At 72.4% G+C, this 24,911-nt stretch carries 26 protein-coding genes; 15 read left to right on the top strand and 11 right to left on the bottom strand.

Annotated features, from left to right (window positions below; all coding sequences use genetic code 11):
- Nucleotides 1-25: 25 nt before the first annotated feature.
- The 3 genes from FHR33_RS08010 to FHR33_RS08005 form a co-directional block, all read right to left on the bottom strand.
- Nucleotides 26-994: a hydroxyacid dehydrogenase gene (locus tag FHR33_RS08010; protein WP_183645344.1), complete on the bottom strand. Its 969-nt coding sequence runs from the start codon at nt 992-994 to the stop codon at nt 26-28.
- Complete coding sequence (locus FHR33_RS49035) at nt 978-1,136, bottom strand: hypothetical protein (RefSeq protein ID WP_221241000.1); 159 nt, start codon at nt 1,134-1,136, stop codon at nt 978-980. The genes FHR33_RS08010 and FHR33_RS49035 overlap by 17 nt, the downstream gene beginning before the upstream one ends.
- Nucleotides 1,137-1,229: 93 nt before the next feature.
- Complete coding sequence (locus tag FHR33_RS08005) at nt 1,230-1,895, bottom strand: dihydrodipicolinate synthase family protein (protein WP_221240999.1); 666 nt, start codon at nt 1,893-1,895, stop codon at nt 1,230-1,232.
- A gap of 66 nt (nt 1,896-1,961) precedes the next feature.
- Here FHR33_RS08005 and FHR33_RS08000 point away from each other — a divergent pair, with 66 nt between their 5' ends.
- On the top strand, nt 1,962-2,429 hold the full coding sequence (locus FHR33_RS08000; RefSeq protein ID WP_183645343.1) for an SDR family NAD(P)-dependent oxidoreductase: 468 nt from the start codon (nt 1,962-1,964) through the stop codon (nt 2,427-2,429).
- Nucleotides 2,430-2,454: 25 nt separating this feature from the next.
- Here FHR33_RS08000 and FHR33_RS07995 read toward each other — a convergent pair whose 3' ends face one another.
- On the bottom strand, nt 2,455-3,273 hold the full coding sequence (locus FHR33_RS07995) for an alpha/beta fold hydrolase (protein ID WP_183645342.1): 819 nt from the start codon (nt 3,271-3,273) through the stop codon (nt 2,455-2,457).
- A 56-nt stretch (nt 3,274-3,329) separates the two neighbouring features.
- Between FHR33_RS07995 and FHR33_RS07990 the strand changes: the two genes are divergently transcribed.
- Nucleotides 3,330-3,932, top strand: coding sequence for a class I SAM-dependent methyltransferase (locus FHR33_RS07990; protein ID WP_183645341.1), 603 nt, complete (start codon nt 3,330-3,332; stop codon nt 3,930-3,932).
- Nucleotides 3,933-4,017: 85 nt separating this feature from the next.
- Complete coding sequence (locus FHR33_RS07985) at nt 4,018-8,043, top strand: hypothetical protein (RefSeq protein WP_183645340.1); 4,026 nt, start codon at nt 4,018-4,020, stop codon at nt 8,041-8,043.
- 36 nt (nt 8,044-8,079) lie between these two features.
- Here FHR33_RS07985 and FHR33_RS07980 read toward each other — a convergent pair whose 3' ends face one another.
- A complete protein-coding gene (locus FHR33_RS07980; RefSeq protein ID WP_183645339.1) occupies nt 8,080-8,784 on the bottom strand; it encodes a TetR/AcrR family transcriptional regulator in 705 nt (234 codons plus the stop codon).
- Nucleotides 8,785-8,879: 95 nt separating this feature from the next.
- On the opposite strand from FHR33_RS07980, the gene FHR33_RS07975 reads away from it, so the two are divergent.
- Together FHR33_RS07975 and FHR33_RS07970 are read left to right on the top strand one after the other, a co-directional pair.
- Complete coding sequence (locus tag FHR33_RS07975) at nt 8,880-9,581, top strand: NAD(P)-dependent oxidoreductase (RefSeq protein WP_183645338.1); 702 nt, start codon at nt 8,880-8,882, stop codon at nt 9,579-9,581.
- 155 nt (nt 9,582-9,736) lie between these two features.
- The gene (locus FHR33_RS07970; protein ID WP_183645337.1) at nt 9,737-10,672 is read left to right on the top strand and encodes a S66 peptidase family protein; all 936 of its coding nucleotides are present in this window, start codon (nt 9,737-9,739) and stop codon (nt 10,670-10,672) included.
- Here FHR33_RS07970 and FHR33_RS07965 read toward each other — a convergent pair whose 3' ends face one another.
- The gene (locus FHR33_RS07965; RefSeq protein ID WP_183645336.1) at nt 10,673-11,644 is read right to left on the bottom strand and encodes an adenylate/guanylate cyclase domain-containing protein; all 972 of its coding nucleotides are present in this window, start codon (nt 11,642-11,644) and stop codon (nt 10,673-10,675) included.
- A 44-nt stretch (nt 11,645-11,688) separates the two neighbouring features.
- Between FHR33_RS07965 and FHR33_RS07960 the strand changes: the two genes are divergently transcribed.
- A complete protein-coding gene (locus tag FHR33_RS07960; RefSeq protein WP_183645335.1) occupies nt 11,689-12,378 on the top strand; it encodes a sugar phosphate isomerase/epimerase family protein in 690 nt (229 codons plus the stop codon).
- On the top strand, nt 12,375-13,445 hold the full coding sequence (locus FHR33_RS07955) for a Gfo/Idh/MocA family protein (protein WP_183645334.1): 1,071 nt from the start codon (nt 12,375-12,377) through the stop codon (nt 13,443-13,445). The genes FHR33_RS07960 and FHR33_RS07955 overlap by 4 nt, the downstream gene beginning before the upstream one ends.
- Before the next feature lie 88 nt (nt 13,446-13,533).
- On the opposite strand, the gene FHR33_RS07950 is transcribed toward FHR33_RS07955, so the two are convergent.
- Nucleotides 13,534-14,325 carry an alpha/beta fold hydrolase gene (locus tag FHR33_RS07950; protein ID WP_183645333.1) on the bottom strand — a complete coding sequence of 264 codons (792 nt, stop codon included), beginning with the start codon at nt 14,323-14,325 and terminating at the stop codon, nt 13,534-13,536.
- Between the two features lie 53 nt (nt 14,326-14,378).
- Here FHR33_RS07950 and FHR33_RS07945 point away from each other — a divergent pair, with 53 nt between their 5' ends.
- Nucleotides 14,379-15,026, top strand: coding sequence for a TetR/AcrR family transcriptional regulator C-terminal domain-containing protein (locus FHR33_RS07945; protein WP_183645332.1), 648 nt, complete (start codon nt 14,379-14,381; stop codon nt 15,024-15,026).
- Nucleotides 15,027-15,180: 154 nt separating this feature from the next.
- Nucleotides 15,181-15,783 (top strand): class I SAM-dependent methyltransferase, encoded by a 603-nt coding sequence (locus FHR33_RS07940; RefSeq protein ID WP_183645331.1) that lies wholly within the window; start codon nt 15,181-15,183, stop codon nt 15,781-15,783.
- Nucleotides 15,784-15,852: 69 nt separating this feature from the next.
- On the opposite strand, the gene FHR33_RS07935 is transcribed toward FHR33_RS07940, so the two are convergent.
- Together FHR33_RS07935 and FHR33_RS07930 are read right to left on the bottom strand one after the other, a co-directional pair.
- Entirely contained in the window at nt 15,853-16,383 is a 531-nt protein-coding gene (locus FHR33_RS07935; protein ID WP_183645330.1) for a hypothetical protein, read from the bottom strand.
- Nucleotides 16,384-16,489: 106 nt separating this feature from the next.
- Nucleotides 16,490-17,533, bottom strand: a complete 1,044-nt coding sequence (locus tag FHR33_RS07930; RefSeq protein WP_183645329.1) for an alpha/beta hydrolase family protein — start codon at nt 17,531-17,533, stop codon at nt 16,490-16,492.
- Between the two features lie 119 nt (nt 17,534-17,652).
- On the opposite strand from FHR33_RS07930, the gene FHR33_RS07925 reads away from it, so the two are divergent.
- Together FHR33_RS07925 and FHR33_RS07920 are read left to right on the top strand one after the other, a co-directional pair.
- Entirely contained in the window at nt 17,653-18,306 is a 654-nt protein-coding gene (locus tag FHR33_RS07925) for a GNAT family N-acetyltransferase (protein ID WP_183645328.1), read from the top strand.
- Entirely contained in the window at nt 18,306-19,238 is a 933-nt protein-coding gene (locus tag FHR33_RS07920) for a PaaX family transcriptional regulator C-terminal domain-containing protein (protein ID WP_246451707.1), read from the top strand. The genes FHR33_RS07925 and FHR33_RS07920 overlap by 1 nt, the downstream gene beginning before the upstream one ends.
- On the opposite strand, the gene FHR33_RS07915 is transcribed toward FHR33_RS07920, so the two are convergent.
- Complete coding sequence (locus FHR33_RS07915) at nt 19,231-20,895, bottom strand: 2-isopropylmalate synthase (RefSeq protein ID WP_183645327.1); 1,665 nt, start codon at nt 20,893-20,895, stop codon at nt 19,231-19,233. The genes FHR33_RS07920 and FHR33_RS07915 overlap by 8 nt on opposite strands.
- Before the next feature lie 51 nt (nt 20,896-20,946).
- On the opposite strand from FHR33_RS07915, the gene FHR33_RS07910 reads away from it, so the two are divergent.
- Nucleotides 20,947-21,660, top strand: coding sequence for a FadR/GntR family transcriptional regulator (locus tag FHR33_RS07910; RefSeq protein WP_183645326.1), 714 nt, complete (start codon nt 20,947-20,949; stop codon nt 21,658-21,660).
- On the top strand, nt 21,650-22,270 hold the full coding sequence (locus tag FHR33_RS07905) for a pentapeptide repeat-containing protein (RefSeq protein ID WP_246451706.1): 621 nt from the start codon (nt 21,650-21,652) through the stop codon (nt 22,268-22,270). The genes FHR33_RS07910 and FHR33_RS07905 overlap by 11 nt, the downstream gene beginning before the upstream one ends.
- Here the strand turns inward: FHR33_RS07905 and FHR33_RS07900 are convergent.
- Nucleotides 22,260-22,826, bottom strand: coding sequence for a helix-turn-helix domain-containing protein (locus tag FHR33_RS07900; RefSeq protein ID WP_183645325.1), 567 nt, complete (start codon nt 22,824-22,826; stop codon nt 22,260-22,262). The two genes, FHR33_RS07905 and FHR33_RS07900, sit on opposite strands and share 11 nt — an antisense overlap.
- A 79-nt stretch (nt 22,827-22,905) precedes the next feature.
- On the opposite strand from FHR33_RS07900, the gene FHR33_RS07895 reads away from it, so the two are divergent.
- The gene (locus FHR33_RS07895) at nt 22,906-23,820 is read left to right on the top strand and encodes an alpha/beta fold hydrolase (RefSeq protein WP_183645324.1); all 915 of its coding nucleotides are present in this window, start codon (nt 22,906-22,908) and stop codon (nt 23,818-23,820) included.
- A gap of 116 nt (nt 23,821-23,936) precedes the next feature.
- On the top strand, nt 23,937-24,872 hold the full coding sequence (gene sigJ, locus FHR33_RS07890; RefSeq protein WP_183645323.1) for an RNA polymerase sigma factor SigJ: 936 nt from the start codon (nt 23,937-23,939) through the stop codon (nt 24,870-24,872).
- The last annotated feature ends 39 nt before the right edge of the window (nt 24,873-24,911 follow it).

The raw sequence follows: 24,911 nt of genomic DNA, 5'->3' as shown, positions 1-24,911 counted from the left end.
CGTTGGCGACCCCGGGCTTCAGCCCCTATCCCATCCGGTCGAGAAGCGCGGGGGTGACGGCGTGTTCCAGCGGCAGTCCAGCGGCGAAGCGGGCGATCTCCGAGACCACCACGTCGCCCTGCCTGCGCCTGCACTCGACGGTTCCCGCCGCCTGGTGCGGCGTGAGCAGCGCGTTCGGCAGCGAGCGGAAGGGGTGGCCCTCGGGCAGCGGCTCCTCGTCGTAGACGTCCATGGCCGCGTCGATGCGTCCCGAGCGCAGCTCGGCCAGCAGCGCCCGCTCGTCCACGAGCCAGGACCTGGCGGTGTTGACCAGGCCCGCGCCGTCGGGCATGAGGGCCAGCTCCCGCTCGCCGAGCAGGTGCCTGGTCTCGGGCAGCGAAGGGGCGTGGACGGCGACGATCCTGCTGGTGGCCAGCAGGTCGTCGAGCGGGATGGCGTCCTCGTGGTAGGGGTCGGCGATCCTGACGCCGGCGCCCAGCGCGCGGACCAGGTCGATGTAGGCCCTGCCGGTGCGGGAGGCGCCGATCACGCCGATCGGGCAGCCCATGATCTCGTGCCTGGCGGGGGCCCGCTCGGCGGACTGCCACGGCAGGCCGCCGCGCAGGGCGTGGTCGAACCGGTGCACCTGGTGCAGCAGCGCCAGCGTGAAGGCCAGCGCGACCTCGGCGACGGAGCGCGCCATGCCCGATCCGGCCTGGGTCACCTGGACGCCGCGCGACCACAGCTCGTCCGTCACGAACGGCTTGACGGTCGCGCCGGTGTGCGCGACCAGGCGCAGCCCGGGCGCCCTGTCGAGCAGATCGGCGGTGAGCGGGGGGACGCCCCAGCTGGTGACCAGCACGCCGGTGCCAGGAAGGGCGTCGGCCAGGCCCGCGTGGTCGTCGAGCAGCCGCACGCTGCCGAGCGCGAGCAGGCCGGAGGGGTCGGGGAAGAACTGCTCCCGCAGGCCGGGCGGGACGCTCACCAGCACGCCGCTGTCAGCCGAGCCACTCATCGAGGTGCTCCGAGACGAAGTCGTCGTCGGTCAGCCACGGGTAGGCGCCGCTCACCCTGGCCAGCTCCTCGGCCTGCCCTGGCGAGAGCCCTTCGTCCGGGTCGAGGCACCAGATCCCCTCCAGCAGTCGCTGCCTGCGCAACACCTCGTGGACGCCGGCGATGCAGCCGGCGAAGCCGTTCGCCGCGTCGAAGACGGCCGCGTTGGCGTCGGTGAGCGCCGCGGCCCTGCCCGCTCACAGTTCCGGATCTTTCGCCAGCCCCGCGACCATGTCAACCGCCGCCCTGGTCCACACGGCCCACTGTCCGAGCAGGCCGCCGGAGAATTTGAGCCCTCCCGGCAGCTCGGCGAGCAGGTCACCGATGATGTGGTCGTCGTTGCCCGTGTAGAGGACGACCTGGTCGGCGCGGCCCGAGCCGGCCACGCCGTGGGCGACGTCGAGCGTGCGGTAGCGGTCGAAGGCGGCGACCTTGACGGCGACCGTCGAGGGCTGCTCGGCCAGCTCGCGCCAGAACCGCCGGGAAAGGACAGGGCCGCCGATCGCCGTCTGCAGGTAGAGCCCGACGACGGGCAGCACCTCGCCGACGGCTCTGGCGCGCTCCAGCAGGTCGGCCTCCGACGCTCCAGGGACCACAGGGGACAGCAGCACCGCGTCGTAGCCGAGCCGGGCGGCCAGTTCGGCCTCCTGGACCGCCTGCCCGACAGGCCCGCACGCCCCCGCGATCAGCTGGAACCGGCCGGACCCCAGGGGACCCGCCGGCTCCCCCGCGACCGGCGCCCCGCGGGACTCGGCGACGACGTCGGCTGCCAGGCGGAGGACGGGCTCCAGCAGGCCCGCCGTACGGATCTCGAACTGGGTGGTGTGGACGCCGACCGCGAGCCCGCTGACCCCCGCCGCCACGTAGTAGCGCGTCAGAGCCGCCTGACGCCGCTCGTCGAGCGTACGGCCGGCCGTCAGCGCGAGCGGATGACGCTCGCCGTCGTGACGGGCGCGGCCAGGGGCATCGGCCGCGCCATCGCCGCCGGCCTGACCGGGGACGGCTACGAGGTCGTCACCGTGGACCGCGCCGGCGCCGACGTGCTCGCGGACCTGGCCGACACCCGGGCCCTGGCAGAGCTCGTGGACGGCGTGCGCCGCGAGCACGGCCCGATCGGTGTGCTGGTCAACAACGCGGGCACCGCCCGCCTCGAACACTTCAACGAGATCACCGTCGATTCCTGGCGGCACGTCATGGTGGTCAACTGCGACGCGCCGTTCTTCCTGTCGCAGCGGACGGCCGAGCACATGATCGCCGACGGGGTGGAGGGGCGGATGGACGGCGGCGTGCTGGCCGACCAGATGCCGAGGCGGCGCTTCATGCCGCCCTACCGCAACTCGGTCTCCTGGCCGCGCGAGCTCAGCGACCGCGCGCTCAACCGCAACTCGGTCTCCTGACCGCGCGAGCTCAGGGACCGCGCGGTCAGGCGCGCAGCACCTCGGCGAGCCTGGCCGCGAACGCCTCGGGGGCGTCGGCGAAGCCGCCGTGGCCGCCGGGGAAGACCACGGGCTCGAGGCCCGCCTGCTCGGCCAGCGCGATCGCGCTACGGCGGGCCAACTGCCCCTCGGTGCTCTCGCCGATGCCAACCACGATCCTCGGCGAGCCCGACCGTAGCGCCTCGAAGTCGGGCCTGTAGGAGCTGATCGGGCGCACGCCCTTGCCGAGGAAGTAGCCGAGGTTGCCCATGAGGCGGCCGAACATCTCCTGCTGCTCGGGGCTCGGCGGCCCCTGCGGGGCATCCTCCTCACTCATGCCGATGAGTTCGTTGAACTTCTGCATGCCTGCGGGCACACCCTCGCGCTCGTAGGTGGAGGCCACCTCCTCCATGCCCGCGGCGACCTGGTCGGCGTCGGGCAGCAGCCGCACGCACGGCGGCTCGTGCGCCACCACGACGCGGACAAGATCGGGGTGCCTGGCGGCCAGGTTCAGGGCGATCTGGGCGCCGCCGCTGCTGCCGAAGACGTAGGCGGGCTCGCCGCCCAGCTCGGCGACCAGGCGGGCGGCGTCGTCGCCGTGCACGTCGATGTCCTGCTCGAGAGCAGGGTCGTCGGGGACGCTGCGGGAGTTGCCGCGGGGGTCGTAGGGCACCACGGTGAAGTGCTCGGCCAGCAGCGGGGTCACGGCGGCGAAGATGCCCGCGTCCGTGGGGCCGCCGGGGATCATCAGCAGGATCGGGCCCGAGCCCTGGACCTCGTAGTAGAGCCGCGCGCCCGGCGCCTGCAGGGTTTCCGTCTTCTTCATGGCAGGAGCGTCTCACCGACAAATTTTTTTGTCAAGGGGTGACGTACAGTCGAAGAATGGAGAGCACGCCCTGGGCCTTCGACCGGCCGATCACCTCCCCCTTCGCGCAGCCACGCGGTCTCGCGGGACGGCTGGCGGGCCTGTTCATGCTGCTCACCAACGAGCAGCGCGAGCTGGTCGCCCTCATCGACGCGGGGGAGGGCGACCACGTGCTGGAGGTCGGCTACGGGCCGGGCGGGCTCGTCAGGGAGCTGGCGAAGGGGCCCTCCGCGCGCATCTGCGGCGTGGACCCCTCGCCGGACATGCGCGACCTCGCAGGCCGCCGCCACCGCGCCGACAGGCGGGTGGATCTGCGGATCGGCGCCGCCGACGCGATCGGGTTCGGCGACGGCGTCTTCGACAGGGTCGTGTCGGTCAACAACGTCGCGCTCTGGCCCGACCTCGGCGCGGGCCTCAAGGAGTTCCGCAGGGTGCTCAGGCCCGGCGGACGCGTGGTGATCGCCTGGCACGGCGGCAGCGCGCCGGGACGCATCGCCAGGAAGCTCACCCTGCCGGAGGACAAGCTGGCGATGATCGCGGACGCGCTCGGGGAGCGCTTCGCCGACGTGACCAGGCACGAGCTGACAACGCTCACCGTATTCACCGGGATGTCCGTGTAAATCCGGCCTTGACGGGCTGTGGAGAGATATGGTCGGCTCTTACCTTTCGTAATTGCGCAACCACATTCCCGGGGGAATGCCCGTCATGTCGCGGCTGTCCTGCGTCCTGCTCGCCTGCGCGTTGGTCTTCGGCGTGCCCACTGTGGCTCACGCCGTGCCGAAGGAGGGCAGACCGCGCATCGAGCCGGTGGCGCGGGTGGAGGTGCCAGGCGCGGCCCCCGCCGCCCCGGCCGGCAAGCCGTCGCTGGCGACGCGCGTGGGGGAGCAGAAGCCCGAAGGGCCGGGCAAGCCGGAGGTCACCATCCCGGAGGGTCCCGAGCTGGCGGGGAAGGTGGCGGAGGAGGCGAAGCGGCGGATGGGCGCCGACAGCCCCTCGACGGAGGCCATCCTGCCCGCCGACCCCGGCGAGGGCCTCGGACTGCTGCCGGTGAAGGGCGTCCGCGCGCTGACGGGCGGGCGCGAGCGGGTGCCGCTGGTCACCTTCAGGCTGTGCGCGGCCGGCGAACGGCTGCCCGCGGCGTGCTCGTCGGCGCGGCCGGTGGCCACCCCCGTCCAGGCGGACGTCACGGGCGACGGCCTGCCCGACCTCACCGCCACGCTGGTGCCGCGCAAGGCGGAGGGCGGCAGCGTGGGCATCGGCCTGACCGTCGTCCAGCTGGGTGACCCGGTCAGCGCGCAGGTGTGGGCCGAGTACGGCATCGGCGAAGGACGGGTGGTGAAGGTCGGCTTCGACGGCTACCGCCGCGGCACGTCGCTGTCGGCCCGCGACTCCGGCCTGTTCACGGTCGACCTCGCCGCCCTCGCCGAGGGCAGAATCGACGTCAGGGCCACCGTACGGCGCAGCGACCCCGGAGCCTCCGTCGCGACCATCGCGGGGCTGGAGGGCAAGGCGCTGCTCAGCCTCAGGCAGACGCCCGCGACCGAGCGCTTCGCCGCCCACGCCGCCATCGACGGTGACAGGAGCACGCTGACCGCCACCGCCTCCACGCCCGCGCGCCTCGACGCCCTCGCCGTCACAGGAGGCCGCAGGTTCACGCAGGTGACCGTCGACAGGATGGGCGCCGAACTGACCGCCGAGCTGACCAAACCTGGCGAGGTCCGCTTCGCCGCCGCCGCGCCGATCGCCTCGGCCACCTTCCACGACTACCTCTACGACGAGGGACGGCTGTCCAGAGCGGCGGCGCTGTCGATCACGCGGCTGCCCCGCGAGTTCCGCGCCACGGCCCGCTCGGGCGGGCTGTCGGTGGCCTCGGGCGCGCCCAGGCCCAAGGCCGCGCAGCTGACCTTCTACGACGCCGCACGCGACCGGACGCTCGTCCAGGCGAGCCTCACGGGGCTGCCCGCCACGATGACGATCGAGCACGACGCCGAGGCCAACCGCGTCGTCCACACCTCCAGCTCCCCGCTCGGCGGCTGCTCCCTGCTCCTGCAGCGTGGCGGCGGCGCGATCGCCGGACTCGCGGGCGACCACGTCACCATGATCAAGGAAGGGGCGCGGCTGGGCGTCTCGGCCAGGCTGGCGGGGGTCGCAGGGTTCGACGTCACGTACGGCGCCGCGCCGCGCGTCAAGCTGAGGCTGGGCTCGGGCGGCAGGCCGTTCGTCGGCGCGGCCAGCATCGACAGCAGGCACCTGGCCAGGCTGGAGATCTCCAACACGCCCGCCACCATCGAGGCCGAGCTGGATCCCGGCGCCCGCAGGGCCGTCTACTCGGCGGGCGGCGCCATCGACCGCCTGCGCGCCGCCTACGCCGACCCCACCTCGGGCCTGAGCGTGGAGGCGAGCGTGCGCGGGGTGCGCGGCAGCGTGCGGGCCTCGTGGGAGCTCGGGCCCAGGACCTCGCTCGAGGTGCGCAGCCCCGCCAGGCTGGCGCGCGTGGACCTGCATGCGGCGAGCGGCCAGGGGACGCTGCGGGCAGGGGTGCGGGGCGTGCGAGGGAAGGTGTCGGCGGTGGCCGACAGCGTGGGCAGGCGGCTGGACTGGACCGCCGACGCCCCCGTGAGCTCGGTGACCGTCTCGGCGAGGGCGGGCGACCTGCGCGCCGCCGTCAGCGCCGTCGGCGTCCCCGCTCGCTGGCAGGCCACCTGGGGAACCCCCGGCCAGGCGAGCGCCACCCCGACCGCCACCCCGACCGCCACCCCGACCGGCACCCCGGCTCAGACCGCCACCCCGGCTCAGACCGGTACCCCCGCCCAGAGGGACGCCCCGGCTCAGGGCACGGCGTCCGCCGCCGCCGAGGTGGTGGGTTTTCGCGGGCTGTCGGGTCCCCTCGGGTCGGCGACGATCGCGGTGGCCAACCACCCGGACGCCACCGCCCCCGAAGGGCCCCACCTGGCCGCCCACTACGACGCGGCCACCGGCAGGTTCGACGCCAGCGCCCGCCTCGACCGGCTGCGCGCCGCCGACCTCGCCATGGACCCCGGCCGCACGGGCTTCCATGCCGACGTGCGCGCCGCCCGCCGTCCCGTCACGCTCGACGCCGACCTGCGCACCTCGGACGGCAGGCGGTGGGGCGCCATGGCCGCCCTCGGCCCCGCGCCCGGCCGCGTCGCCGTCTCGACCTCGTCAGGCAGGCTTATCTACGAGGCGGGCCAGGTCGCGCTCAAGGGACGGATCTGGCTCGGCGACAGCGCCGCCGTCCCCGACGCCCCGCACGTGCGCGGAGGCCTCTCCCTCGTCGACGGCGGCACCCGCGACAGGCCGGGGCTCAAGGGCTACGTCGACGTGCGCGGACTGCCCGGCAAGGTGAGCGTCGACCTGGCGAAGAAGACCTTCACCTTCCAGGGCTTCCACCCCGAGGGACGCAGGCTCGCGCTCTACCTCGACAGCTCGATCCTGGCTCCCGTGCCGATCAGGGCCAGCGCCACTCTCACGGGACTGCCCTCCGCGATCACCAGCATGACCGTCGGTCCCATCGGGGTCGAGGGCAGGTCCGTCACCGCGGCCTACACGATCCTGCCGCCCGCCACGTTCGGCACGCTCGACGTCCGCGCCGAGACTGACAGGGGCGGTCTGCGCGGGCGCGTGCTGATCGACCCCGTGCCCTCCGCCGTCTCCGTCACCGGCCTGTACGGCGGGCAGACCCGGGTGCGCGTCCGCAACTCCGCCCCTGTCAGGCGGCTCGAAGCCGCCGTGACCATGGGCGGGGCCACCGGCCTGCTCCGCTTCACCGACGTCCCCGCCGTGTTCGGCATCGACGCCGACACCAACGCCAGCGGTCTCCAGCTTCCCCGGCTCACCTACAAGGCCGACGCCGGCACCCTCGACGGCCTGCTCGCCGTCCAGGCCGCGCTGGTGGAGAAGGTGTACCAGCCGCCGCAGGGCGGCCTGCTCGACACCGTGCTCGAAGTCGAGGACCTGGCGCAGGAGACCACCGCCAGGCTCAACCCCGACCTGTCCATCGACCTGGTCTCCAAGCCGTCGCCCACCAGGCTGCTGAGAGCCCGCACGGGGCTGGACCTGGCGCCCGTCACCGCGCGGAAGGTCTCGGCCCGCAAGGACGTGCCGTACGCGGGCGGGTTCCTCGCCTACCAGCTCGACGGCAGCTTCGGCATGGGCCGCAGCAGGATCGACGATCTGACGCTCGCCGTCCACGGGATGTCGTGGCTGAGGGTCCGCCCCGGCAAGCTGCCCTTCGGGGTGTCGGCGCCGCCCGCCGCAGGGTTCGTCTCACCAGGGTTCGAAGGCGGCTACGACCGGCTCGTCCTGCGCACGGCCGGCGTGGACCTGCGCCCCGACGTCCGCATGGACGTGAAGGTCACCAGGAGCGTCGGGGCGGACGTCTTCGACGAGAGCGTGCGGATCGGGCCGGTGACGTCGCTGTGGCTGCGCCGCTACGACCAGCGGATGCGGCCGATCAGCTCCAGGCAGGCGGTGAAGGCGGGCAGCGTGCCGCTGGCCTGCGTGGGCGTCGAGGCCAAGCCCGGTCTGGTGCCCGCCCGGCGAGGCGGCGCGTTGACGCTGCGCGGAGCCGACGGGCCACAGGTCGTCTCGCTGCTCGACGCGGGAGGTCAGACGCCGGGCTACGCCCTCGATCTGCTGACCTCCTTCATGTCGCCCTTCCCCGGGGCCGACTGGAAGGTCTCCTCCGTCAACCCCGGCACCTGCGACTAGAGGGAGGAGCCACCTCGGCGCTCGGGGTTCGCACCTCTAGGAGTCGATGCCCAGCGACCGGATGAGCTGAGCCAGCTCCTCTCGGAAGAGCTTGTCGGGGCTGATCGTCTGGGTGCGCAGATGTCCGTAGATCTCCAGCGACACCAGGCCGTGCAGGTGGCCCCAGATGCGCAGCGCGAGCGCCACGCCGGCCGGGGGCAGGTCGGGGAAGGCAGGGCGGAGCTTGTCCAGAAGCCCGGCGTCGAAGTCGGACCACTGGAAGTCGCTGTCGGCGTAGAGCGGACCGGCGTGCGGCCAGGCGGCCGCTGCGAGGGCGGCGATGCCCGTGCAGACCCGGTACGCGGCGTCCGGGGCCGCACCGCCCTCGGGGACTTGGTAACCGGGCACGGGGTCGCCATAGATGAGGCGAAATCCCTCGGGGTTGGCCAGGGCCCAGCCGCGGAAGGCTCGCGCCCAGGCCCGGATCCGGCCGGCTGGATCCGCGGCGGGCGCGTCGGCCCAAGCGGCGTCGACCGCGTCGGCCAGGGTGGTGTAGACCTCGTTGATCAGCGTGGTGACCAGATCGTCGCGGGTGGCGAAGTAGCCGTAGATGGCATTGGCGGTCATGCCCATCTCGCGGGCGATGGCCCGCAGCGTGATCGCATCAGGTCCCCCCGAGGCCATCAGCTTGAGCGCGACCTGCCTGATCTCCGCTGTCGTCTCGGCCCGCAGCCGTGCCCGGCGCCCTCCCGTGCCTTCCACAGCAGTCACTCTACCCCGTCACCGGACTGGTTGCCGTGAAGAAACTTCACGGCGTATAGTTTTCTCGCGCCACGCTCGACCACGCAGGGGGGCCCATGCACATCGGAATCATCGGAGCCACGGGCGGCATCGGAAGCCGCGTCGTCACCGAGGCGCTCGACAGAGGGCACCACGTCACGGCGTTCACCCGCGACGCCGGCCGGATCAGCGAAGAGCGGAAGAACGTCGTCTGGAGGAGCATCGACGTCCTCGACGCCGGGAGCATCGCCGCGGTCCTGCCCGGGCTGGACGTACTGATCAGCGGATTCCAGCCCGGCAACGCCGCCAAAGACTTCGCCGACACCGTGGCGCGTTCGATCGCCGATCCCACGGTCTACGCCACCGCCGCCCGAGCCCTGCTCAAGGCGCTGGAGAGCCACCCCAGGACCAGGCTGATCGTGATCGGCGGCGCCGGCAGCCTGGAGATCGAGCCTGGCCTCGTGCCGGCCGACTCCGACGACATCCTGCACGAGAGCCTCGATCAGCTCGGGCTGCCCAGGGCGTACGCCGCGGCCGTACGCGGGCACCGGGACGCCCTGAACGTCCTGCGCACGTCCAACCGGCTCTGGACCTACTTCAGCCCGGCGGAGGACATCGCGCCCGGCCAGCGCACCGGCCGGTTCCGGATCGGCGGCGACCAGCCGGTCGTCGACGCTGACGGACGCAGCCGCATCTCCTCGGAGGATGCCGCCGTCGCCCTTGTCGACGAGGCGGAACTGCCCCGCTTCGTCCAGCGGCGCTTCACGATCGGCTACTGAACCGGCCCTCCGAGCGCCCTGAGGGAGCCTCGAAACCGTGCGCGGTCAGGCTCACAAGCGTTCACGACCCTTGGGATGGCGGGTCGCTGTCGACACCATTCGGCGAGTGCGGCACGATCGACCCGCCCCACCGCGATCCCCCTGGAGGTAACCGAGTGATCCGCCCGCCTGCCCTGCGCCCCGGCGACCGTGTGGCGGTGATCGCCGCCAGCGGCCCGCCCAACCAGGTCAACCTCGAACGCGGCCTGCTCGCGATGGAGCACGTCGGCCTCAAGCCCGAGGTCTTCAGCGCAGCACGCATGGGCGGCACCGAGTACGACTACCTGGCAGGAGACGACGCCACCCGCGCGGCGGAGCTCACCGCCGCGCTGGCCGACCCCGCCTTCGCCGCCGTCTTCTGCGCGTGCGGGGGGTACGGCATGCAGCGCACGCTCGAGTTCGTCGACTGGAGCGTCGTCGACCCCGCGAGACCGAAGGTCGTGGTGGGCTACTCCGACGTGACCGCGCTGCTGGAGGCCGTCGCCGTCAAACTCGGCTGGGTGTCGCTGTTCGGCCCGATGGTGGCGTGCGGCGGCTTCTACCAGGGCCCTGGGGAGTATGACTTCGACCAGCTCATGCGGCTGCTCTTCACCCCCGCAGAGGTGAGGGAGCTGACCTTCCCGGGCTTCAGGACCGTCGTCCCGGGGGTCGCCGAGGGCATCACGCTCGGCGGGACCGTCACCCTGCTGGCCGCCTCCCTCGGCACCGACACCAGCCTGCCCGCCCGTGGCGGGATCCTCTTCCTCGAGGACGTCGACGAGGAGCTGTTCCGCCTCGACCGCTACGTCACCCAGCTGCGCAGGGCCACCTACAGCGACGGCGTCGCGGGCATCGTGCTCGGCACGTTCACCGACTGCGGCGACCCGCGCGACGTCGAGCGCATGCTCGTCGAGCGCCTCGGCGACCTGGGCGTCCCCGTGCTGGCGGGCGCGGACATCGGCCACAACGTCGCCATGCAGACCTACCCGATCGGCGTGCGCGCCCGCCTCGACACCGAGAAGGGCACCCTCACCTTCCTCGAGCCCGTGCTGACCGAGCCCGCACAGGTCTAGCTACGGACGGCCCGCCCTGCGCAGGAGGGAGGGGCGCAGCTCGCCCAGGCCCTTGGCCGTCATCGGTTCGGCGGGGGTCAGGGCGAAGGCCGCGCTCCCGACCAGGCCGCCCGCCAGTTCGGGGTCGGCCAGGACCCCGCCCGCGGGCGCCAGCGAGGTCAGCCTGCTGGCCAGGTTGACGGTGGTGCCGAACACGTCGCCCATTCTGCTGATCACCGGACCGAGCGCCAGCCCGACGCGCAGGTCGGGCATCGCCCTGTCGGGGGCGTGCACCTGGATCAGCCGCAGCGCGATCTCGGCCGCCACGGCCGCGGAGTCGGCGACGAACAGCACCGAGTCGCCCAGGGTCTTCACCACCCTGCCGCCGGAGGAGGTGACGACGTCGGCGGAGCGGCCCTCGAACCGCTCGACCAGCCCGGCCAGCTCCTTCTCCGGGATCTGCCTGCTCATCCTGGTGAAACCCACCATGTCGGCGAAGCCGACGGCCAGCCGTACGGTGCCGACCTCCTGGTCCACGATGCGCCCCGCGGCGGAGGCCAGCTGACGCCGCCAGGTGTAGACCAGCAGCTGCTCCAGGGAGGGCACCACGCGGTCGGCGCGCGCCCTCCACGCCGTCGGGCGCGCGGACAGCGGCACGCCCGCCTGGTCGAGCGTCTCGGCGCCCAGCTCGGCCTGCGACTCGGCCAGCGCGGCCGTCGCCCTGCCGAGCGCCCTGGTGACCAGCAGCATGTGCTCCTCGTCGTAGCACCCGTCGCCGACCAGGTTGACCAGGGTCCTGAGCGCCTCCACGTCGGCGTCGGTGAAGACCACCGCCTCGTCGGCGACGTTCGCGAATCCGAGCGCGCGCCAGTAGCGGCGGGCACGGTAGACCGGCACGCCCGCCATCGCGGCCACCTGATGACTGGTGTAGCGCGCGGGCTGGCGGAGAAAGGCCTCCGTCAGGAGGTCGATCTCGGGGTCCTCGACCGTCATGGGGACATTGCACCACACACCCGGCATAGTTAGCGTTCATCACCATGAGGTCTTATGCCGTGCAGCTCTACACCCTCAGAGACCATCTGGCCGCCGACCCAGCCGCCACCCTCTCCAGACTCGCCTCGCTCGGGTACGAGGCGGTCGAACCGTTCGATCTGACCCCTGTGGACGGGTTCGAGGTCCCCTCCGCCCACGCCCCCCTGCTCGGGCCGAACAGGGACGACTATCTCAAGGTCGCGGGCACGCTCATCGTGCCGATGGTGCGGCCGGAGGAGTTCACGACGCAGGAGGGGATCGGAAGGACCGCCGACGCGCTGAACGCGGCCTCCGCGTGGGGAGCCGAGCACGGCGTCACCGTCGGCTACCACAACCACCACTGGGAGCTGGCCTCGCGGGTCGGCGGACGTCACGCGCTGGAGGTCCTGGCCGACCTGCTCGACCCCGCCGTGGTGCTGGAGGTGGACGTCTACTGGGCCGCGGTCGGCGGCGCCGACGTGCCCTCGCTGCTCGGCAGGCTGGGCGAACGGGTGCAGTTCCTGCACGTCAAGGACGGCCCTGCCACTCTCGGCGAGCCGATGACCGCGGTCGGCTCCGGCACGCTGCCCATCCCCGACATCCTGGCCGCCGCCCCGCGGGCAAGGCGCGTGGTCGAGCTCGACAGCTGCGCCACGGACATCTTCGACGCGCTGGCCGACTCCCTCGCCTACCTGCGCTCGGTGGAGGGCCGATGACGGGAATCGCCATCGTCGGCTGCGGCAACATCAGTCACCAATACCTCACCAACCTGACCTCCTTCACCGACGTCCGCGTGGTCGCCTGCGCCGATCTCGACGTGGACCGCGCGCGGGCCGTCGCCAAGGAGTACGGCGTGCCGGTCGCGGGAGAGGTCGAGCGGGTCGTCAACCACCCCGACGTCGAGATCGTCGTCAACCTCACGGTTCCGGCCGCGCACGCCGAGGTCGCCGCCCAGGTCATCGCGGCGGGACGGCACGTCTACAACGAGAAGCCGCTGACCCTCGAGCCCGCCGCCGGCCGCGAGCTGCTGGAGGCGGCCGAGGCGGCGGGGGTCAGGGTCGGCTGCGCGCCCGACACCTTCCTCGGCGCGGGGTTGCAGACCGTCGCCCGCAGTGTCGCGGCGGGGGACATCGGCAGGCCGCTGTCGGCCATCACCCTTCTGCAGGGGCCGGGCCCTGAGCGCTGGCATCCGAGCCCCGAGTTCCTCTTCAAGCCGGGCGCGGGCCCCCTGTTCGACATGGGCCCCTACTACCTGACCGCGCTCGCCGTCCTGTTCGGGCCGGTCACGAGGGTGGCCGCCAACGGCAGCAGGGCGCACGCGCAGCGGCGGATCGGCTCGGGCCCGCTGGCGGGAACCGTCTTCGACGTGGAGGTGCTCACGCACGTCAACGCCCTGCTGGAGTTCGCGGGAGGCCAGCGGGCCACGACCGTGTTCTCCTTCGACTCGCCGCTGTCGCGCGGCGACTTCCTGGAGCTCACCGGCACCGAGGCGACGCTCGCGGCGCCCAACCCCAACGACTTCACCGGCCCTGTACGGCTGCGCCCCACCGGAGCACCCGACTGGACCGACCTGCCGGTGAAGGGCGCCACCGCGGGCCGCGGCCTCGGCGTGCTGGAGATGGCGCAGGCCATCGCCGAGGGCCGGCCGCACCGGGCGTCGGGCGAGCTGGCGCTGCACGTCGTCGAGGTCATGACCGCGATCCTGACCTCGGCGGAGGAGTCCCGCTTCGTCCCCGTCACCTCCACCTTCACCCCACCTGACCCGTGGGACGCCACCGTCTGAGGCCCTGGTCCGAGGCCCTGGTCCGAGGGGCACTGCCTGAGGAAGGAGCCGGGCGCGACGCTCGACCTCAAGGGGCCGTCGCGCCCGCCTACAGGACCCGCAGGGCGTGCTCCTCGATCACGCGCGCCACCTGGCCAGGGGCGCGCAGGTGGCCGCCGTGGCCCTGCCCTGGCAGGGTCACGCGCTCGGCCGCCGGCAGCACCCCGGCCAGGGCGTCGAGTCGCTCGCCGAGATGCGCGGGGCTGGTACCGCCGCCCAGCAGCACGGTGGGCGCCCCGACGGCTCCGTAGGCGTCGAGGCGTCGGCCCGACCGGTCGATGGCCTGGAGGTCGTCGATCTGCCGGGGGACCAGCGCCCGCAGCCGGGGGGAGAAGGGAAGGACCAGCCTGATGAGCCCGGCCTGCCATGGCGGCAGCCGTACGACATCGCGCAGGAAGATCTGGAGCGCCCTGCCGGGACGGCCGCGCGCGACGGCGGCCTGGGCCGCCGCGGTCGCCGCGCCGCCCAGTGACGTGCCGACCACGACGGGCGGCTCGTAGAGGACCAGCCCGCCGAAGGCGGCGGGGGAGGCGAGCGCGGCCTCCAACGCCACCACGCCGCCCGAGGAGTGCCCGACGAGCAGGACGGGCCCGCCGCCGAGCGCGGCCACGACCGCCAGCACGTCCTCGACCTCCTGGGCGATCGTGCTCGGCGGGGTCAGGTCCAGCCGGTACTGCCGGCGATGGACGCGCACGACGCGGAAGCGCGGCGCGAGCCGCGCGGCGACCTCACCCCACTGTGAGCCGTCGTCGAGCCCCGCGTGCAGCACCAGCACGATCGGGCCCTCACCCTGATCCGAGGCCCTGACCTCGGTGCCGTCGGCGGAGAACGCAGTGATCATGACTCTCCTTAGCAACGCTAAGGAGAGCTTAGCAGTGCTAAGGTGGCTGGTCGATGGGTGAGAACAGGAGGGCGGGGCTGACCCCGCAGAAGCTGATCGACGCGGCGCTGCGCCTCCTCGACGAGGTGGGGCTGGAGGGCCTGACGGTCCGCCGCCTGGCCGCGGAGCTCGGCGTGCGCTCACCCGCCCTGTACTGGCATATCCGCACCAAGCAGGACCTGCTGGACGGCATGGCGGGCGCCATCGTCCTGTCGGCGGGGATGGGGCCGCCCGAGGAGGGTGAGTCCTGGCAGGACTGGCTGGCCAGACGCGGCCGCTCCTACCGCAGGTCGCTCCTGGCCCACCGCGACGGCGCTCGCGTCGTCGCCAACGCCACCGGCCTGGGCCAGGAGCCGATCAGGCGGCTCAACGAGGAGCTGACGGCGATGCTGGCCCACGGTTTCACGCCCGTGCTCGCGCTGCGCACGATCACCGCGATCAGCCACTACGTCACGGGATTCGTCCTGCAGGAGCAGGCCGCGCGGCCACCCGGCACCGCCCCGCTCGACCCCCTGATCGATCTCCTGGGCGGCGACGTCGAGGCGCCACTGGTCGTGGCGCTGAGGGAGGGCTCCTCCGCCGGGGGAGACGCGGCCTTCGAGCACGGGCTCCACGCCATCATCGCGGGCACCATGCCCGCGGGCCCGTGCTCGGACACGTGAGGCGCGCTGCTCTCACGGCGGTCTCGTACGGCCAGGGCCCACTGCGGCGGCTCGCCCGGAAGTGAGGCGCCGCCCCCGCTCGTCACCTCCTGGCTCCTCGGACCGCCCTGAGAGCGGACGCCGTTCTGTCGGTGCCGCCTGGCACAGTGCCCTCATGACGACGGACTACTGGGACAGCGCCGCTGCCACCTTCGACCAGGAGGCCGACCACGGCCTGCTCGATCCCGAGGTGCGCGCCGCCTGGCGTGAGCGCCTGCTCTCCTGGCTGCCCGAGCCGCCCTCGCGCGTGCTCGACGTCGGCTGCGGCACGGGCACGCTGGCGCGTCTGCTGGCCGAGGAGGGTCACACGGTCACCGGGGTCGACCTGTCGCCCCGCATGGTCGAGCTGGCCAGGGCCAAGGTGGCGGGGCTGCCCGTCGAGGTTCTCACCGGCGACGCGGCCGACCCGCCTGTGGGTGAGGCGCGCTTCGACGTGCTGCTGTGCAGGCACGTGGTGTGGGCCATGCCCGATCCCCATGCCGCGCTGCGCCGCTGGCGCGACCTGGTGCGCCCAGGCGGCAGGCTCGTGCTCGTCGAGGGCCGCTGGGGCACGGGTTCGGCCGAGGCGACACCGTGGTCGGGCGGGGTCACGGCGGCGACGCTGTCGCTCGCGCTGCGCGACCTCGTCACCGGCCTTCGCGTGGAGCCGCTGACCGACCCGCGTCTGTGGGGCAAGCCCATCGACGACGAACGCTACGCGCTCCTCGCCACCCGCTAGCCGAGGCCCCAGTCAACGATCTCGGGGACGCGCGGTGCACGAGTGGATCGGCCCGCCTGTTCGGCGCCTTCAGGGTCCCTCGCTCCAGATGTACCAGGGGCCCTTGAAGTGTTCGTACCGGCCCTCTTCCGGTGCCCGATCGGGGCTGTAGGCGAAGCCGTAGCTCTGCCAGTCCATCGTGAGCGAGGTGACCGTGAACCTCGCTCCCCCTGGAATCTTCTCCACGTGGTCCACCCGGTACAGGCCCCACCACCGGTTGCTGTCATGGTCGTCGCGCACGGACCGGGCGTGGCGCTCCAGGCTCGGTTCGGACAGGGCGAAGCGCGCGTGTAGGGGCGCGTCGAGTCCGACCAGCAGCACGGTGCCCAGCACCAGCGCGACCGGGACGAACATCCAGGGCTTCCACGCTCGCTTGGCGGTGCCAGGTTCCCTCACCCGTGCGAACCAGGCGGTGGCGATGGCGAGCGCCACCCAGTACAGCGCCAGCGCCAGCGCCCAGAAGGACAGGCCGGGAGTGCTCGCCTCGATGAGCGTCAGGAGCGAGGCAAGTGCGACGGCCCCGGCGAAGAGCAGGACGAAGGGATCGCGGCTCGGACGCATGGAGCGATCTTGCCTCATACGGGCGCCGGTGAGGCCGCCGCACACACATGCGTCAGGCCGCATGAGGGCCAGAAAGGTAGCTGACGAGGAGACGTGGTCGCGATGGTCAGTCGGTCGCCTTGCGGTCGGTGATCTGCTCGACGAAGCGGCGCTGGTCGGCGAGGAAGCCGGGCGCGTACAGGCGTCTCGGGGCGAAGACGGCGGTGAGGGCGAGGCGCGGCTCGGAGTTCTCGACGGCGTGGTCGACCAGCGAGTGGGTGGCGTCGGGGTAGTGCCGCACCGTCAGGGAGGCGGGAGGCAGGATGCGCCGGTAGACGGCCTCGGTGTCGGCGACGTCGACGTTGACGTCGTGCCCGGCCAGCACCAGGAGCGTGCGGGTGCCGCGCATGGCGCGCAGGTCGTCGCTCGCGTTGGAGCGGTAGTTCTTGGCGATGAACCGCCAGCGTTCGGCGGTCATGCCGTCGGTGTCGCCGACGGCGGTGCGGTACTCCTCGAAGGTCGCGCCCTGCCGCAGCAGGCGCAGGTTCGCCTCACGCCGTCGCAGCGCTGCGTGTTTCTCGTCCTCGGTGGCGCCGTTCTCACGCAGGCCGGCGAGGAGGTTGTAGCGCCCCTGCTGTTGCCAGTCGACGGCCGGTGAGACCGCGATGACGAACCGCACAGCGCGGTCGCGGGCCGCGACCTTGGGCAGCACCCACCCTGCCTGACTGGCCCCCCACAGACCGATGCGCCGAGCGTCGATGTCGGGACGCGCGCGTGCCCAGGTGATCGCGGCGAGGGTCTCGCCGGCTCGGTCGTCCATGCTCTGGTCCAGCCAGTTCCCCTCGGAGGCGCCGATGCCGGGCTTGCTCAGGGAGAGCGAGGCGTAGCCGGCCTTCGCGAAGGACTCCCACAGGGGCCGGTAGAAGGTGTCGTGCGTGGCGTCGATGGGTCCGTCGCCGTGGACGAAGACGACCAGGCCGAAGGGGCCGTCGCCGCTCTCCGGCCGGGCGAGCACGCCGTCCAGTGACCGCCCGTCGTGGCGCACGGTGATGCGCTCCTCCCGTAGCGCGTAGGTGTTCTGCCAGACCGCGACACCGCCGAGCCCCGCGCCCACCAGCAGCACGACGGCCAACGACCACACCAGGACACGCCCGCGGCGCCGCGTCGCCATTCCTCGGCTCATATCCACCCCAACCTATCGTTTTTGATACGCTCGTATTGAGAATGAGCGTAGTAGTGTCGATAGTGCAAATGGGCGGGCGTCCGGCCCGCCGCTCAGGAGGAGCGCCGATGGACACGACCAAGCCGGGAGCCAGACCGGACAATCCGGATGACCCGCAGGTGCTCAGGGGCCTGCCCGAGGGCAGTGAGGCGCGGGTGGCCGCGCTGTACTGGCAGGCGTTCGGACGGAAGCTCGGCGCCGCCCTGAACCCGCCGGACAAGGCCCGCGCCTTCCTCGCGGCCCACCTCCACCACGACCGGGGTGTGGCCGCCGTCGTCGACGGCGAGGTGGCAGGGGTGGCCGGCTACCAGCTCGGCGGGCGCGGCCTGACGGGCGGCGGCGCGGGCGACGTCCTGTCCGCCTACGGGACCCTGCGCGGACTGCCGCGCCTGGCCCTGCTCACCCTGATGGAACGGCGCCCCGCCGACGGCGAGCTCGTGATGGACGGCATCGCCGTCGCCCCCGAGCACCGGGGCAAAGGCATCGGCAGCCTCCTGCTGCGCGAGATCGCGGCCGTGGCCGCCGAGCACTCCTGCCGGCGCATCCGCCTCGACGTCATCGACGTCAACCCGCGCGCCCGCGCCCTGTACGAACGGCACGGCTTCATCGCCGTGCACACCGAGAAGACCCCGTACCTACGCCACCTGATGGGCTTCGGCGCCGTCACCACCATGCACCGGCCCGTCACGCCGGCCGTCTCGACCACGCGCGGGCAGGTTTGATGGGCGTCCACCCGAACACCCCGATGGGCACGGGGGCCGACGCGGGCAGCGCCGCCCCTGTGCCCGTCCCCACCCGGCTGCTGGTGCACGCCCTGGTCCGCGAGGACGGCACCGTCGACGCCGGTGAGCTCTACACCGTCGCCGGCCTTCTCGGCATGAGCGACCAGCAGGTCCGCCTGTGCGTCAAGCGGCTTGTCGCCGAGGGCCGCTTCAGCCACGAAGGCCGCGGGCGCAAGGCCCTGTTGAGGACGGTCGCCGACGCCACGGGCTCGCTCACCCCCAACCTCGCCTACGTCCGCCACGCCTACCGCCAGGACCACGGGCTCGCCCCCTGGGACGGTGTCTGGCACCTGTTCGCCTTCGCCATCCCCGAGTCGAGCAGGACCTCCCGCGACGCCCTGCGCGACACCTTGCGCCATCTCGGCGCCGCCCCCGTCCAAAGCGGCCTCTATGTCAGCGCGAACCGCATCGAGGAACTCGTCGAAGCCCAGACCCGCCACCTCGGCGTCGCCCACGCGCTCACCTGCCTCACCACCACCGACCTGCGCATCGGCGGCCAGGAGGACCCGCCCGCCCTGGCCGCCGCCCTCTGGCCCCTGGACGACATCGCCGCCCGCCACGACCGCCTCGCCGACTTCGCCCGGGTCTGCCTCGACCGGCTCGCACAGCAGGACACCCTCACCGGGTCCGAGCAACTGACCATGGCCGTCCAGCTCGCCGCGGCCTTCACCCACGCCATGGAACCAGACCCGCTCCTTCCCCCCGAGCTCCTCCCGCAGCCCTGGCCCGGCGCCCACGCCCGCCGGCTCACGGCCGCCTGCTGGACCGCGCTCACCGCGGCCGACACCCACGCCACGACAGGGACCCCTGTCCCGCGCCTGTTCGTCCAGTACGAGGACCTCCTCGCGTCGATCCCCGACCGCCTCACCTGACACACGGCCCCGTGGCCTGGCCCCCTCGCCGCGCCCTGGTGACGGCGGACAGGACCGCCCTCACCGAGGCGGTCAGCACCGAGCCGTCCTGACCTGCGCCCCACCAGGTCGTGCCCACCACCCTGCACGCGGCATAGGCGATCGCGGGGCTGCCGGGCCCCGCGGCCGTCGCGTGCTCGGAGCAGTGCACGATGTCCACGTCGACCCCCGCCCCGCGCAGGGCGTCGACGAGGGCGGACAGCGGGCCGTCGCCGGTCCCCTCGCCCAGCTCGCAGGTGAAGCGGTGCTCGCCAGGCGCCACCTCGGCCGTGCTCCACGCCATCGAGGGAGTCTCGAGGTAGGTCGCCTGGAACAGCCGCCACAGGTCCTGCGGCGTGGCCTCGTGGCCGCTGCCGTCGGTGGCGGCCTGCACGACGGCGGCGAAGTCGGCGCGCAGCCGTACGGGCAGGTCGAGGCCGTAGTGGGTGTGCAGCAGGTGCGCGATGCCGCCCTTGCCCGACTGGCTGTTGACCCTGATGACCGCCTCGTAGCTGCGGCCGACGTCGGCCGGATCGATCGGCAGGTACGGCACCCGCCACGGCTCGTCCGGCTTCTGGTGGGCCAGGCCCTTGCTGATGGCGTCCTGGTGGGTGCCGGAGAAGGCGGTGTAGACCAGCTCGCCGCCGTAGGGATGGCGCGGGTGCACCGGCAGCCTGTTGCACGCCTCCACGGTCTCGCGGACGGCGTCGATGTCGGAGAAGTCCAGCATCGGGTCCACGCCCTGGGCGTAGAGGTTCATGGCCAGGGTGACCAGGTCGACGTTGCCGGTGCGCTCGCCGTTGCCGAACAGGCAGCCCTCCACCCGCTGCGCCCCCGCAAGTACGGCCAGCTCCGCGCAGGCCACGCCGGTGCCCCTGTCGTTGTGGGGGTGGACCGACAGGATGACCGACTCGCGCCTGGCCAGGTGCCTGTGCATGTACTCGATCTGGTCGGCGTAGACGTTGGGGGTGGCGATCTCGACGGTGGCGGGCAGGTTGTGGATCACCGGACGGCCCGGGGAGGCGTCCCACAGCTCGGTGAGGCCGTCGCAGACCTCCAGGACGAAGTCGGGCTCGGTGAGGTTGAACACCTCGGGCGAGAACTGGAAGCGGGTGGCGGCCGTGCCCAGCCTGGCCATGTGCTCGGCCGCGTCCGTGATCAGCGCGCGGACCTCCTGCCTGGTACGGCCCAGCACCACCTCCCGCCACACCGGCGCGGTCGCGGTGTACAGGTGCACGACCGTGCGCGGCAGCCCCTCGATGGAGGCGAAGGTCCGCTCGATCAGGTCGCGGCGGGCGGCGGTGAAGACGACCAGCGTCACGTCGTCGGGCACGGCGTCGCTCTCGGCCAGGTGTCTGACGAAGTCGAAGTCGGTCTGGCTGGCCGAGGGGTAGCCGACCTCGATCTCCTTGAAGCCCATCCTGACCAGCAGGTCGAACAGGCGGCGCTTGCGCGGGGTGTCCATGGGCTCGGCCAGCGCCTGGTTGCCGTCGCGGAGGTCCACCGACACCCAGAGCGGCGCCCGTCCGAGCCGCCTTCCCGGCCAGGCCCGCTCGGTGAGCGGCACCTCGACGCGCTGGTCAAAGGACTGGTAACGGTGGTAGGACATGGGGCTCGGGCGCTGGGGATTCCAGGTCATGTGCGGTAGATTAAGCACACCTCAGCTCCTCAGACAACCTGAGAGGTTTCGATGCTCCGTCCCAGTCCGCTCGTCGACCAGGCCGCCCAGCACCTCCGCGAGGAGATAGCCGCGGGGCGCTACCCGGTCGGCACGAAACTGCCCGGAGAGACGACACTCGCCCAGACGCTCGGCGTGGGAAGGTCGACCGTCCGCGAGGCGCTGCGCGCGCTGGCGGGGGCGGGGCTGCTGCAGGCCCGCCAGGGCGCCGGGGTGTTCGTCATCGCGACCGAGGCGGCCGAGGAGTGGTCCGCGCGGCTGCGGCGGGCGGCCGTGGCGGACGTGTACGAGGTCAGGATGCTGGTCGAGGTGCAGGCCGCCAGGCTGGCCGCTGAGCGCAGGAGGCCCGCCGACCTCGAGGCGTTGAAGGCGGCTCTCGCGGACAGACGCGCCGCCTCCGCGGGCGACGACGCCGCCTTCGTCGACGCCGACATCGCGCTGCACGCGGCGGTGGTGGCCGCGGCGCGCAACCCGGTGCTCACCGACCTGTTCGCCGAGTTCGTGCCCGCGCTGCGACAGGGGTTGATCGACCTGGTCGACCTGCTCAAGCTGCGCGCCGGCGACGCCAACCACGGCGACGCCTCACACGCGGGGCTGGTCACCGCGATCGAGAAGTTCGACAGGGAGGCGGCCAGCCGCATCGTGCAGGAGGAACTGGCCACGACGCTCAGGGCGCTGCAGAAACTGTCGCCGCCGCCCTCTAGGCTCTCCGCCCATGATGGCTGACCGCAAGCACGGCGCACCCGCGCCGCCGACCGACACCACCGTTCGCTCCGCCGACTGGGACAGCAAGGACCTGTCGGGCGAGCAGCACCGGCGGGTCGCCTTCGTCGACGTGGATCTCACCGAGGCGGTCAGCAGGGGCGCGGAGTTCTTCGAGTGCACGTTCCGCAACTGCCGCTTCAACGCCTCCACGCACGAGGAGAGCGGCTTCATCAACTGCACCTTCACCAGGACGTCGTTCTTCGACGCGACCTTCACCAGGTGCAAGTTCGTGGGCAGCATGTTCGACGGCTCGACCTACGACCTGATGAAGGTCGCGGGCGGCGACTGGTCGTTCGTGGGGCTGCCCGGCGCCGACCTGCGCAACGCCACGTTCGCCGACGTGCGCATGCGGGAGGCCGACCTGACGGGCGCCCGCTTCGCCGGGGCGAAGCTCAGGGGCGTCGACCTGTCGGGCGCGTGGCTGAGCAAGGCCGATCTCAGCCGGTGCGACCTGCGGGGCAGTGACCTCACCTCGCTCGACCCCGTCACCTGCGAGATCGCCGGCGCGATCATCGACCCCGTCCAGGCCATCACCATCGCCGCCAACCTGGGCCTCAGCGTCAGGGAGTGACTCCTGGCCCCTGCTCTGCCCGCGCCGCCGGCTCCTCGAGCGGGAAGAGGATCGGGCTGAGCAGGTACTGCGCGCGCTCGGGCGTGGGTTCGTTGGCCATGCGGGCCACGATCGTCCGGCGCAGCTCGCTGATCATGTCGGCGAGCTCCTCCCTGCTGAGCCAGAGCGCGTGCTGGCGGTAGCCGACCGACTCGGCGATCGAGCCGTCGTGCTCCCTGTCGAGGAAGACGTTGAACTCGGCGATGAGAGCGGCCATCGCGGTGGCGAACACGCGGCGGTGGTCCTCCAGCGACGCCGACGCGGCCGTCTCGGCGTCGATCAGCGCCAGTTCCCCGCGCAGCCGGTACCTGCGCTCGACGGCGCCGCGCACCCGCTGCTCGCCGTCGATCTCGAGCACGCCTCCCTCGGCGAGCAGGCCGACCTGGCGGTAGACGGTGGCCTTGGAGATATCGGGCATCCGCGCGCACAACTGGGAGGTCGTGAGCGTCCGCCCGCCTGACATGGCGTGCACGACGCGCAGCCGTACCGGGTGCGTCAGCAGTTCCCACGTGTCCACGGCGTCATCATCTCACACTGCAACCTTTCGCAAGATGATACTGTTCTCACGTTGAGAATGATGATGCGGAGGAACAGCCATGTCAGAGCAGTCATTCGAGGGGCCGCCCGTGGGGCGGCTGCACGACGTGGAAGGCCGGCGCCTGCTGCTGCACCGCTCCGGCGAGGGGGCGCCGAGCGTGGTGTTCCTGCCGGGGGCGGGGCTGGTCGGCCTGGACTTCCTGAACGTCCAGGAGCGGGCCGCCGAGTTCGCCACGAGCGTGTTCTACGACCGTGCGGGGACGGGCTGGAGCGACCGGGTCGAGCTGCCCCGCAGGGCGGAGGAGGTCGCCGACGAGCTGCGCCGCCTCCTGCGCGCCGCCGAGGTGCCAGGCCCCTACCTGCTGGTCGGCCACTCACTGGGCGCCTTCTACGCGCGACGCTACGCGCAGCTGTTCCCCGCCGAGGTGGCCGGCCTGCTGCTGGTGGACCCCGGCCACGAGGACATCCTGGCCTTCATGCCGGAGCAGATGGCCGAGCTGAGCGAGCAGATGAAGCTGAACGAGGCCGACATGCCTGACCTGACCGCCGAGCAGATCGAGGCCGCCCGCGGACAGTACGCGCAGATCTACGCGCAGTGGCCCGACGCTGCGCGCGAGTCGCTGATCGATCACCACCTCGCGTCGTGGCGGACGGGTCTGCGGGAGACGGAGAATTTCGAGACCGAGATCTACGACGAGCTCAGGCACGGGGGAGGGCTGCCTGACGTCCCGCTGATCGTGATCACCGCCGGAGGCGACAACCCCTACTGGGCGCAGTTCATGTCCCCCGAGGAGATGCGTCAGGGGCTCGAGGGTGTGCGCGCCATGCACGCGGCGATGGCGGCGGCCGTTCCACGGGGGGAGCAGCGCGTGCTCAAGGACGCCGCGCACAACCACCTCCACGTGGAACAGCCTGACGCCGTCATCGAAGCCGTCCGCGACCTGCTCGACAGGAGTGGCCACGGCAGGCCGTGATCGACGCAGTACCCGCGGCCCCTCGGAAATGTGAGGCGACGCCTCGACCTCACAATCCGAGGGGCTGCCTCGTCGATCTGGTGAGGGCAGACGCGACAAGGAAGGCCGGCCACACCATGACCACCCCATCCGGGCCAGGAGACGGCCGGCTCGATCCGGGCCTGAGCGCGATCATGAGCGAGCGGCGTCAGCTGATCAATCTCGCCTACCGGCTCCTCGGCTCCCTGGCCGACGCCGAGGACGTCGTTCAGGAGACCTACGCCCGCTGGTACGCCATGTCCCGGCGGCAGCAGGAGGCCATCGAATCCCCCGGCGCCTGGCTGACGAGGGTCGCCAGTCGCATCTGCCTCGACCTGCTCGGCTCGGCACGGGCCCGGCGCGAGAGCTACGTGGGCGAATGGATCCCGGAGCCGCTGCCCGACCGAACGGAGTGGACGAACGGTCTGCCGGGCGGCACCACGGCCGACCCGGCCGACCGGGTGACCCTCGATGAGTCGATCAACATGGCCTTCCTCGTCGTGCTCGATTCGATGACCCCGGCCGAGCGCGTCGCGTTCATCCTGCACGACGTCTTCCGCTACTCCTTCACCGAGGTGGCCGAGATCGTCGGCCGCACGCCGGCGGCCTGCCGCCAGCTGGCCTCCTCAGCCCGCCGTCGCATCCGCGCCTCGCAGGCTCCCGCGACCCCCGCGGCCCAGCGCGCCGACCTCGTCAGAGCCTTCAAGCAGGCATGGGAGGCCAAGGACATCGGCGCGCTCATCGGCCTCCTCGCCCCCGACGCCACGGGGATCGCCGACGGCGGCGGTCTCGTCAGCGCCGTGCTGCAGCCGATCGCGGGTGGCGAGCAGATCGCGCGCGTCTTCGTCGAGATCGCCACCAGGGCGCCCGGCCTGACGATCCTGGAGCGTACGGTCAACGGTCAGCCCGGCTTGGTGGCGCAGTTGGACGGCGTCACCGTGGTGGTGCTGGCGATCGACGTCGCAGGCGACCGGATCAAGCACATCTGGGCAGTACGGAACCCCGAGAAGCTCCGGCCCTGGACGACGGCCTGACGCACACCGACCGTTCCTCGAAGGGATGGGACGGCTCGA

Origin of the sequence: Nonomuraea dietziae (assembly GCF_014195505.1) — a bacterium.
GTDB lineage: Bacteria > Actinomycetota > Actinomycetes > Streptosporangiales > Streptosporangiaceae > Nonomuraea > Nonomuraea roseola.
This window is presented reverse-complemented; position numbering and strand designations above follow the sequence as displayed.

Excerpts from the sequence above, each read along its gene's own strand:
- FHR33_RS07950 (WP_183645333.1), bottom strand. The coding sequence starts at position 14,325 with ATGATCACTGCGTTCTCCGCCGACGGCACCGAGGTCAGGGCCTCGGAT.
- FHR33_RS07925 (WP_183645328.1), top strand. The coding sequence starts at position 17,653 with ATGGACACGACCAAGCCGGGAGCCAGACCGGACAATCCGGATGACCCG.
- FHR33_RS07990 (WP_183645341.1), top strand. The coding sequence starts at position 3,330 with ATGGAGAGCACGCCCTGGGCCTTCGACCGGCCGATCACCTCCCCCTTC.
- FHR33_RS07965 (WP_183645336.1), bottom strand. The coding sequence starts at position 11,644 with ATGACGGTCGAGGACCCCGAGATCGACCTCCTGACGGAGGCCTTTCTC.
- FHR33_RS08010 (WP_183645344.1), bottom strand. The coding sequence starts at position 994 with ATGAGTGGCTCGGCTGACAGCGGCGTGCTGGTGAGCGTCCCGCCCGGC.
- FHR33_RS07995 (WP_183645342.1), bottom strand. The coding sequence starts at position 3,273 with ATGAAGAAGACGGAAACCCTGCAGGCGCCGGGCGCGCGGCTCTACTAC.
- FHR33_RS07945 (WP_183645332.1), top strand. The coding sequence starts at position 14,379 with ATGGGTGAGAACAGGAGGGCGGGGCTGACCCCGCAGAAGCTGATCGAC.
- FHR33_RS07930 (WP_183645329.1), bottom strand. The coding sequence starts at position 17,533 with ATGGCGACGCGGCGCCGCGGGCGTGTCCTGGTGTGGTCGTTGGCCGTC.
- FHR33_RS07985 (WP_183645340.1), top strand. The coding sequence starts at position 4,018 with ATGTCGCGGCTGTCCTGCGTCCTGCTCGCCTGCGCGTTGGTCTTCGGC.
- FHR33_RS07920 (WP_246451707.1), top strand. The coding sequence starts at position 18,306 with ATGGGCGTCCACCCGAACACCCCGATGGGCACGGGGGCCGACGCGGGC.
- FHR33_RS07940 (WP_183645331.1), top strand. The coding sequence starts at position 15,181 with ATGACGACGGACTACTGGGACAGCGCCGCTGCCACCTTCGACCAGGAG.
- sigJ (WP_183645323.1), top strand. The coding sequence starts at position 23,937 with ATGACCACCCCATCCGGGCCAGGAGACGGCCGGCTCGATCCGGGCCTG.
- FHR33_RS07955 (WP_183645334.1), top strand. The coding sequence starts at position 12,375 with ATGACGGGAATCGCCATCGTCGGCTGCGGCAACATCAGTCACCAATAC.
- FHR33_RS07960 (WP_183645335.1), top strand. The coding sequence starts at position 11,689 with ATGAGGTCTTATGCCGTGCAGCTCTACACCCTCAGAGACCATCTGGCC.
- FHR33_RS08000 (WP_183645343.1), top strand. The coding sequence starts at position 1,962 with ATGACGCTCGCCGTCGTGACGGGCGCGGCCAGGGGCATCGGCCGCGCC.
- FHR33_RS07910 (WP_183645326.1), top strand. The coding sequence starts at position 20,947 with ATGCTCCGTCCCAGTCCGCTCGTCGACCAGGCCGCCCAGCACCTCCGC.
- FHR33_RS07915 (WP_183645327.1), bottom strand. The coding sequence starts at position 20,895 with ATGACCTGGAATCCCCAGCGCCCGAGCCCCATGTCCTACCACCGTTAC.
- FHR33_RS07935 (WP_183645330.1), bottom strand. The coding sequence starts at position 16,383 with ATGCGTCCGAGCCGCGATCCCTTCGTCCTGCTCTTCGCCGGGGCCGTC.
- FHR33_RS07895 (WP_183645324.1), top strand. The coding sequence starts at position 22,906 with ATGTCAGAGCAGTCATTCGAGGGGCCGCCCGTGGGGCGGCTGCACGAC.
- FHR33_RS07975 (WP_183645338.1), top strand. The coding sequence starts at position 8,880 with ATGCACATCGGAATCATCGGAGCCACGGGCGGCATCGGAAGCCGCGTC.
- FHR33_RS07905 (WP_246451706.1), top strand. The coding sequence starts at position 21,650 with ATGATGGCTGACCGCAAGCACGGCGCACCCGCGCCGCCGACCGACACC.